General features: G+C 56.5%; 8 protein-coding genes. 2 read left to right on the top strand and 6 right to left on the bottom strand.

Annotation, left to right across the window (positions count from 1 at the left end):
- Positions 1–182: 182 nt before the first annotated feature.
- The 3 genes from AUP42_RS14235 to AUP42_RS14225 form a co-directional block, all read right to left on the bottom strand.
- On the bottom strand, positions 183–1,622 hold the full coding sequence (locus AUP42_RS14235) for a deoxyguanosinetriphosphate triphosphohydrolase (protein ID WP_062952280.1): 1,440 nt from the start codon (positions 1,620–1,622) through the stop codon (positions 183–185).
- A gap of 121 nt (positions 1,623–1,743) precedes the next feature.
- Entirely contained in the window at positions 1,744–2,163 is a 420-nt protein-coding gene (locus tag AUP42_RS14230) for a DUF4870 family protein (RefSeq protein ID WP_062952279.1), read from the bottom strand.
- Between the two features lie 113 nt (positions 2,164–2,276).
- Positions 2,277–2,939: a LysE family translocator gene (locus AUP42_RS14225; protein WP_062952278.1), complete on the bottom strand. Its 663-nt coding sequence runs from the start codon at positions 2,937–2,939 to the stop codon at positions 2,277–2,279.
- Between the two features lie 163 nt (positions 2,940–3,102).
- Here AUP42_RS14225 and gor point away from each other — a divergent pair, with 163 nt between their 5' ends.
- A complete protein-coding gene (gor, locus tag AUP42_RS14220) occupies positions 3,103–4,464 on the top strand; it encodes a glutathione-disulfide reductase (protein WP_062952277.1) in 1,362 nt (453 codons plus the stop codon).
- A 139-nt stretch (positions 4,465–4,603) separates the two neighbouring features.
- On the opposite strand, the gene AUP42_RS14215 is transcribed toward gor, so the two are convergent.
- Positions 4,604–5,092: an Lrp/AsnC family transcriptional regulator gene (locus tag AUP42_RS14215; protein ID WP_062952276.1), complete on the bottom strand. Its 489-nt coding sequence runs from the start codon at positions 5,090–5,092 to the stop codon at positions 4,604–4,606.
- 179 nt (positions 5,093–5,271) lie between these two features.
- Between AUP42_RS14215 and AUP42_RS14210 the strand changes: the two genes are divergently transcribed.
- Positions 5,272–6,288: a 1-aminocyclopropane-1-carboxylate deaminase gene (locus tag AUP42_RS14210; protein ID WP_062952275.1), complete on the top strand. Its 1,017-nt coding sequence runs from the start codon at positions 5,272–5,274 to the stop codon at positions 6,286–6,288.
- Positions 6,289–6,451: 163 nt separating this feature from the next.
- On the opposite strand, the gene AUP42_RS14205 is transcribed toward AUP42_RS14210, so the two are convergent.
- Positions 6,452–7,759 carry a TRAP transporter large permease gene (locus tag AUP42_RS14205; protein WP_062952274.1) on the bottom strand — a complete coding sequence of 436 codons (1,308 nt, stop codon included), beginning with the start codon at positions 7,757–7,759 and terminating at the stop codon, positions 6,452–6,454.
- 149 nt (positions 7,760–7,908) lie between these two features.
- Positions 7,909–8,544: a TRAP transporter small permease subunit gene (locus AUP42_RS14200; protein WP_082824784.1), complete on the bottom strand. Its 636-nt coding sequence runs from the start codon at positions 8,542–8,544 to the stop codon at positions 7,909–7,911.
- Between the last annotated feature and the right edge of the window lie 139 nt (positions 8,545–8,683).

Here is an 8,683-nt window from a genome sequence, read left to right as displayed (position 1 = left end):
CACGCTTTGCGGGTTTTGTCTCCGGACCCATTTGTCCTGTTGACTTTATCTTTATGCCACAACGAAAAGAACAAATCAAGAACTTTTTTCAAGGATGATGGAAAAAATTCCCATCAAAAGCTCCAGGCAAAACTTCTGTGACAAATTTGATATTTGTCTCAATGCCTTAGGCGGTATTTCCGTTAAATCGTAATGCCCTGAAGTTTGCGAAACAGCGTCACCGCATAGCGGTCCGTCATGCCGGAAATATAATCCATCACCCGCATGATCCGGGCATAAAGCCCGTCGGCTTCCGAAAGCTTGCCCGACAGAAGCTTGTCGATCCGGTCGGCCTGCGGCGGCAGGCGTTTGCCGTGTTTCTGATGTTCTTCGATGTCAATCGCGGCCCGCACAAAGCTGTCAAGCAGGCCGTTGATCACCTCGAACCCGGCCATTTCAATCGGCAGGACATGCGGCGCGTTATAAATCCGCTCAACCGCCAGCATCTTGCAGTTTTTGGCATCCTTGCCAAGCGGCGTATTGGCCAGCAGATCACCTTCCAATGTGCCCGAAAGCAACGCGTCCTCATGCTCGATAAAGGCATCAACCGCGGCCTTCACCAGATTGCCAATTGCCTTGCCACGCAAAAAGCCGATCCGGTCATCTTCGGATTTTTCGGCATACCACGGTTCGGCCCGCAAATCGGCCCAGCGTTTTTCGGCATCACCCGGATATTTTTCCGGGTGGCGGGCAATCGGGGCAAGGGCGCGTTCGACCTGCTCGAAACTGACACAGTTAAGCTCCCAGCCATCTTCAAGATCGACCACCGAATAGCAGATATCATCTGCCGCCTCGACCAGATAGACCAGCGGATGGCGCCGCCACGCGCCGTCAAACCCGTCAAGCGGCGATAGCCCGCAAACATTGGCAATCGCATGGGCGATGTCGCGCTCTGCCTGATAATATCCGGGTTTCTTAAGGCCGGTATATTCGCGGCGGCGCGCATCGGGGACCGATGTGCTGCGCGGATATTTGATGAAGCTGCCAAGCGTGCCGTAAGTCAGGTTAAGCCCACCATCAAACCGCTTCATTTCAAGCTGGCTGATGATGCGCAACCCCTGCGCATTCCCTTCGAAATGCCGCAAATCTTCAAGCTCCGGTCCGGTCAGCCGTCCGGTCAGTTCTTCCTTGGCAAGGCGCGATGTGGTGAACCATTCATTGATCGCATCCTCGCCCGAATGGCCGAATGGCGGGTTGCCGATATCATGGGCCAGGCAGGCGGCCTGCACCATGTATCCGATATCGGCAATGGTGATCGGGCTGCCTTCTGGCAGATGCTTGACGATATGCGCGCCCGCCATAAGGCCAAGGGATTGCCCGACCGATCCGACCTCGATCGTGTGGGTCAGGCGGGTATGCACATGGTCGTTATCCGATAGCGGATGAACCTGTGTCTTGTTCTGAAGACGCCGGAACGACGATGAAAAAATGATCCGGTCAACATCGATCTGGAACGGGCTTCTGCCGTCCGGGCTTGGATGCGGATCGCCATCGGGTAGGCGGATCTTGCCATCCCGAAAATCAAGCCGGTGTGGTGAAAGCAGATTTTCCCAGCGCATTTTGGCCGGTTGCATCGAACCCATGGCGATGCGACTCCCTGTCCGTGTCGTGTGTGCGTCAAGTCTATGTCCCTGACGGCGACTTTAACGGGGTGGGGAGTCGGGCGCAATCGGGCAAAACCGATTGCGCCAAATCAGTGTGATCTTATCCGAAGAACCAGCTTTTCGGATTATCAATCGGGCTGCCGTTAAGCGCGCGCAAAAGACCGATCACGTTGCGTCCGATAAACCACGCGGTGGTATAAAGCGCCATCAGGCCGACAATCGCCCAGCCCAGAAGCGGCACCCAGCCGATCACCAGCGTGAAAAAGCCCAGAATGATCGCATAAAGGATGCTGATCCAGAATGTGCGGATGATGAATGTGTAATGGCTGTTGGTCCAGTGATCATCATCCTCGCGCGCGACATAGGCAATAATCAGCGCGATCAAACCGGTGGCAAAGGCGGTAAACAGGGTCGCGATCATCAGGCCGTAACAGACGACAGCCGTATTGCCGCCGCGCGTATCTGCATATTGCGGGGCATTGTCAAACGATGCGTCCTGACCTGTCATCCGGTCACTCATGGGCGTTGTTCCTGTGTTGTGTGTCGTGCAGGTTTACTTGCGCGATCATTCTTCTGCATATAGCGACAAAGTTGCAATTCGCAAAGGCCCTTACCCGGTTGACCGTGCTGATCCTATGGCCGCAATCCATCGGTAATCAACCGCAGGCCAAGCGCGCCAAGCACCAACCCCGCAAAGCGGTCAATCCATGTTTTCCCGCCAAGATAGGCACGTTTGGCATGCCGCCCCGAAAACACAATGGCGACAATGGCATACCATCCGGCCTCGATCATGAAAATCAGCGGCGGCAGGATCATCAACATCCAAAGCGGCGGATTGGCAGGCAAAAGGCTTGCAAAAATACTGGCATAGACAATTGCGGTTTTCGGATTGCTGATCTGGGTCAGCATCGCCAGCCCGAATGATTTCCGGAATGATTTATGTGCCGGTCGCGGGGGTATTTCCTGTGGTCCGGCATTCATCGCCGCCGTATCCATGATCAGGGGTTCTGACGCATGGCGCCATATCTTGATGCCCAGAAACACCAGATACGACCCGCCGGCAATTTTAAACACCAGATACAGCCAGCTTACCTGCGATAAAAGCGCCGTCAGGCCAAGCACAGCAAGGCTGGCAAATAATGCCCCGCCAACCCCCATGCCAAGGCTTGCCGCCAGTCCATCACGGCGCGATGACGTCACCGCAATCCGGCTGACCATCACAAAGCTTGGTCCCGGACTGACTGCCCCGATCAAAAGGGCGCTTAGGATTCCAAACAGAACAAGCCCGTCATGCATGGCAACCTCTTTTGCTTTGGAAGGGGAAGGACCGTTAGATTGCCAGCAATGATATCACAGTCCGGTGAAAACGGAATTTTTCTCGGCTTTTGCCTCGACTCTTGTGAATTCCGCCTTACATTTGGCGCCATATTACCAAATGACCAAGAATAAGGAATTCCGCATGTCGGACTATGATTTTGACCTGTTTGTCATCGGTGCCGGATCGGGCGGGGTGCGGGCCGCGCGCGTTGCATCTGGCTATGGCGCAAAGGTCGCGATTGCCGAGGAAAGCCGCGTTGGCGGCACATGTGTCATTCGTGGCTGTGTGCCCAAAAAGCTTCTGGTTTACGGCGCACATTTTGCCGAGGATTTCGAAGACGCGGCAGCCTATGGCTGGACCCTTCCGGGCGAGCCCAGCTTTAGCTGGAAAAAGCTGATCGCCAACAAGGATGCGGAAATCGACCGCCTGAATGGCATCTATCACAAGCTTCTGGCCGGTTCGAACGTCAAGCTGTTCGAACATCGCGCAACCTTCAAGGACGCCCATACCGTTCTCGTGGGGGGCGAGGAAGTCACCGCCGAACGCATCCTGATCGCGGTTGGCGGTCATCCGACGCTGCCCGACATTCCGGGCATCGAACATGCGATTTCCTCGAACGAGGCGTTTCACCTCGAAGACCTGCCAAAACGCATTGTCGTGGTTGGCGGTGGTTACATCGCGGTTGAATTTGCCGGGATTTTTGCCGGGCTCGGATCGCGCGTCACACAGCTTTATCGCGGTGATCAGATTCTGCGCGGTTTTGATCACGATATCCGCAACCATCTGGCCGAGGAAATCGTCAAAAAGGGTGTCGATCTGCGCTTCAACACCAATGTCACCGCGATTGAAAAACAGTCCGATGGCAGCCTGAAGCTGACCCTGACGGGCGGGGGCGACATGGAAGTCGATGCCGTGATGTTCGCCACCGGCCGCGCGCCCAATACCAAGGGGCTTGGGCTTGAGGCTGTCGGGATCGAAACCAACGATAACGGTGCGGTCAAAATCAACAAGGGCCTGCAAACCAGCGTTCCGAACGTCTATGCGGTTGGTGACGTGACCGACCATGTGCAACTGACCCCGGTCGCAATCAAGGAAGGCATGGCCTTTGCCGATACCGTCTTTGGCGGCAAACCGTGGTCGATGTCCTATGACGCGATCCCGACCGCCGTCTTCAGCCAGCCCCCGGTCGGCACGGTTGGTCTGAGCGAGGAAGAGGCACGCGCCAAAGGCGGACCGGTTGAAATCTACAAATCAACCTTCAAACCGATGCGCCATACCCTTTCGGGCCGGGATGAAAAAACGCTGATGAAACTCGTCGTCGATAAAACCACCGACGTCGTCCTTGGTGCCCACATGGTCGGCCCCGACGCCGCCGAAATCATCCAGGGCATCGGCATCGCGGTGCGCCTTGGCGCAACCAAGGCCCAGTTCGACCAGACCGTCGCGGTGCATCCGTCTGCGGCGGAAGAATTCGTCACCATGCGCTTCCCGGTCGCGGATTAAGGCACCGACCACGCGCGACCATCACCCACCGTCATTCCCGCGAAGGCGGGAATCCAGACTGCGGTTCCAAGCGCACCAGCAATCGGTGAATGGCAGACACGATCAAGGCGGCATCCCTGCGGTGCCGCCTTTTCAAATGTCAAAACGCCAGTGGCGCATTATCGACAACTTCCTTCATCACGAAAAACGTCCGCGTTTGCCGGACACCGGGAAGCGCGATCAGCTGATCGCCATGCAGGTGATTGAAGTCCGCCATGTCGCGGACCCGGATTTTCAGGAAGTAATCGAAATCCCCCGCCACCAGATGGCAATCAAGGATAAAGGGCAGTTTCCGGCACGCGGTTTCGAACGCGGCGAAGCTGTCTGGCGTTGATCGGTCCAGCACCACACCAACCATCACCAGTGCGGCGCGATCCACCTTGTCCGGGGCGATCTGGGCGCGGATGGAGGTGATATATCCTTCTTCGAACAGGCGTTGCATCCGGCGGTGGCAGGTGGCCGGGCTGACATTGACCCGTTTGGCGATATCGGCATTGCCCATCCGCCCGTCAGTTTGCAGCAGGCGCAGAATCTTTTGATCAATGCGGTCTATCGGGGCGGCATTCGCGGGACTGGCAGGCTGCGTCATGAAAGAACCTTCCGGAATTCTGTAAATTTTCGAAATTCTAGGCATATTTTTACACCTGATGAAAGCTTCGCGTGAAAAATTGGTGCGAAGTTCGAGCGCACCTTTCACGCGCTTGGCGCTAGCATTTCCCCTTCATGAGGTTCGTTTCCCATGTCGTTCTGCAAATCAGGGAGTGCGCGATGCGCCTGGATAAATTTGAAAAATACAAACTGACCTTTGGCCCGACCCCGATCGAGGCCCTGCCGCGTCTTTCCGCCCATCTTGGCGGTGATGTCGAACTTTATGCCAAGCGCGAGGATTGCAATTCCGGGCTGGCCTTTGGCGGCAACAAGGTCCGCAAGATGGAATATATCATTCCCGATGCGATCAAATCCGAGGCTGATACCCTTGTCACCATCGGCGGTGTGCAATCCAACCACACAAGGCAGGTCGCGGCCATCGCCGCCAAGATCGGCATGAAATGCCGTCTGGTGCAGGAAAGCTGGGTGCCGTTCAATGATGCGGTTTATGACCGGGTCGGCAACATCCTGATGAGCCGCGTCATGGGGGCTGAGATCGAACTGGTCGATGAGGGTTTTGATATCGGCATTCGCGAAAGCTGGGAAGCCGCCCTTGAGGATGTGAAGGCCAAGGGTGGGGTGCCTTACCCGATCCCGGCCGGGGCATCGGTGCATAAATATGGCGGGCTTGGTTTCGTCGGCTTCGCCGAGGAAGTCCGCGCCCAGGAAGCCGAACTTGGCTTTAAATTCGATTATGTCGTGGTCTGCACGGTGACCGGTTCGACCCATGCTGGCATGGTGGTCGGTTTTGCCGCCGATGGTCGTGCGGACAAGGTGGTCGGCATTGATGCATCCGGCACGCCCGAACAGACCCGGGCACAGGTTCTGGCGATTGCCCAGAAAACCGCTGATCTGGTTGAACTTGAAGGCGGTATTTCGGATCGCGACCTTACCCTGATCGAAGATTACGCCTATCCGGCTTATGGCGTGCCGTCCGATGAAACCAACGAGGCGATCCGCCTGTGTGGCCGTCTCGAAGGCATGATGACCGACCCGGTTTACGAAGGCAAATCGATGCAGGGCATGATCGATCTGGTCAAAAAGGGCTATTTCCCCAAGGGGTCGAAAGTCCTTTACGCCCATCTTGGCGGTGTGCCTGCGATCAATGCCTATAGCTATCTGTATCGCAACGGCTGAGTGCTGCTGCGCAAAGTCTGCACCCGCACCACGCCGTCATTCCCGTTCTGGCGGGAATTTGGTCTCCCACAGCTCTCCCTAGAGGACGGGGTGGTGCAAACGCAAAGGGGAAGCCGTTATGGCTTCCCCTTTGTCGTTTCTGTTTCCAGCGGCTTTGGCGAACTTACCGTCCGGTAATCCCCGGGAAGATGATCAGAAGGGCCACGGCCAGCACTTGCAGGCAGATGAACGGCACCAGCGCCTTGAAGATCGTGCCAAGCGTTATATCCGGTGGCGCCACCGATTTGAGGTAGAACGCGGCGGGCCCGAATGGCGGGGAGAGGAAGCTGACCTGCATGTTCATCGCAAACAGAACCCCGAACCACACCGGGTCATAACCAAGCTGTTTGATGATCGGGACAAAGATCGGCATGGTCAAAAGGGCGATCCCGACCCAGTCAAGGAACATGCCCAGAATGAACAGGATCAGCATCATGAACAGGATGATGATCGTCGGATCATCGGAAATGCCGGTGATCAGGGCCGATACGAACTTGATACCGCCCATCAGGTTGAACACCCCGACAAGGGCCGATGCGCCAATCCCGATCCAGACGATCATGCCGCAGGTCGACAGCGTCTGAAGCGAAGCGGCTTTCAGCATCGACAGCGAAAATTCGCGCCGAACGATGGTCGATGCAACCACACCGGCAACGCCAACGGCGGAGGCTTCGGTGACCGATGCAATCCCGCCATAGATCGAACCCAGAACGCAGATCACGACAAGGATCGGCAGGAACAGGCCCTTGAGCAGGCGGATTTTTTCCTCGGTCGGGATTTTTTCGGTGCGCGGCGGCGGGGCGATATTATCCCCCGTATAGCTTCGGAACAGCACGTAGGCGACATAGAAACCCGCCAACATGAAGCCCGGAATGAAGGATGCGGTAAACAGATCGCCGATTGATACGTTCGCCGTCAGGCCATAAATGATCAGAACGATCGACGGCGGCACCATCGTGCCCAGCGAACCGCCGGCACAAACCACCCCGATGGCAAGGTTTTTGTCATATCCCTGACGGAGCATCTGCGGCAGGGCCAGCAGGCCCAGCAGCACGATTTCGCCCCCGATGATGCCACTCATGGCGGCCAGAATGACGGCGACAAAAATCGTCTGGACCGCAACCCCGCCCTTAAGCCGCCCGCCAAACAGGCGCATGGCTTCAAACAGGTCCCTGGCGATGCCGGATCGATCAAGGATCGCCGCCATCATCACGAACATCGGGACCGAGACAAAGACAAAGGATGACACAAACGAATAGACCCGGCTGGTGATCAGCGGCACCGCCATCGGCCCGAACCAGCCAAGGGTGAATATCAGGGCAATCAGCAGGGTCACAAATGCCAGCGGCATGCCGGTTATCAAAAAACCAAGCAGCAGCACGAACATCGCAAGCGTGCCATATTCAATGCCAAGGGACTGCAAATCAAACATCGGGATTTATCCTGTTACGCCGGATATAATTGTTTCCATGCCGTGCATGCGCGGACCTGTTCATCGGTGATGCTGCCGGGCAGAATGACGGGGCCAAATTCATGTGTAATATGATGTGGCTTTTAAGGTGTTCCGGAATGTTTCGCAGGTCAGTCATGGCCTGTTCCCGTAGCGGAATTTGCACCTGCATAATCAGGTTTTGCGCGCATATAATTGATCGTCAGAATGACAAACTGGATCGTCAGGGCGATCAGAACGAACAGCATGAAAATCTTGAGCAACCCCGGATAGGGCGCATTGAACGCGCTGCCGGTGGTTTCCAGATGGATATCCCCACCCGGTTTGAATGCCGCGCGTTTGACCATCAACCATGCCGCCCAGGCAAAGAAGCCTGACGAGATCGCGCAAACGATTGAAATGCCGATATCAAGTGCGCGCCGGAACCGCGGACCGGCGATGTCATAGATGATGACAACCCGGATATGCTTGTTGCGCGATGCGCAGTAAAGCCCGCCAAACACAAAGCCGACGGCTGATAAAAACGTCGTGGTTTCATGGGCCCAAAGCGTCGGGCTGTTGAAGACATGACGCATGAAAATTTCGAAAATCAGGATGCCCATCGCCAACAGGAAGCCGAGCGCGAAGATCGAACTGATTTTGTCGACAGCCCTGCCAAACAGGCCGGAAACAGTCGGGACCGGCTCGGGGGTGCCATCGGGCTCTATCGCCAGATCCGGGGTGGGCGGGATGTCGCTATGTGCCGGTTTTTCCGGTGTCGGGGCCATTTTCGCAATCCTTGCAGGGACAGGGAATACAATCCGGCAACGGGGAGGACCGCATCGCCCCATATCGTCTCTTATATCGGGCTTGGCCGGATTGTATCAGCTTGTCACCGGCGGGCCCGAAAGGCCGGGCACCGCCGGG

The sequence above is a fragment of the Thalassospira lucentensis genome (genome assembly GCF_001613805.1).
In the GTDB taxonomy this organism is placed as follows: Bacteria; Pseudomonadota; Alphaproteobacteria; order Rhodospirillales; family Thalassospiraceae; genus Thalassospira; species Thalassospira lucentensis_A.
The sequence above is the reverse complement of the archived record's forward strand: the minus strand, read 5'-3'. Positions and strand labels throughout refer to the sequence as shown.

Coding starts and splice junctions, on each gene's coding strand:
- AUP42_RS14235 (WP_062952280.1), bottom strand. CDS start 1,622: ATGGGTTCGATGCAACCGGCCAAAATGCGCTGGGAAAATCTGCTTTCA.
- AUP42_RS14230 (WP_062952279.1), bottom strand. CDS start 2,163: ATGAGTGACCGGATGACAGGTCAGGACGCATCGTTTGACAATGCCCCG.
- AUP42_RS14225 (WP_062952278.1), bottom strand. CDS start 2,939: ATGCATGACGGGCTTGTTCTGTTTGGAATCCTAAGCGCCCTTTTGATC.
- gor (WP_062952277.1), top strand. CDS start 3,103: ATGTCGGACTATGATTTTGACCTGTTTGTCATCGGTGCCGGATCGGGC.
- AUP42_RS14215 (WP_062952276.1), bottom strand. CDS start 5,092: ATGACGCAGCCTGCCAGTCCCGCGAATGCCGCCCCGATAGACCGCATT.
- AUP42_RS14210 (WP_062952275.1), top strand. CDS start 5,272: ATGCGCCTGGATAAATTTGAAAAATACAAACTGACCTTTGGCCCGACC.
- AUP42_RS14205 (WP_062952274.1), bottom strand. CDS start 7,759: ATGTTTGATTTGCAGTCCCTTGGCATTGAATATGGCACGCTTGCGATG.
- AUP42_RS14200 (WP_082824784.1), bottom strand. CDS start 8,544: ATGGCCCCGACACCGGAAAAACCGGCACATAGCGACATCCCGCCCACC.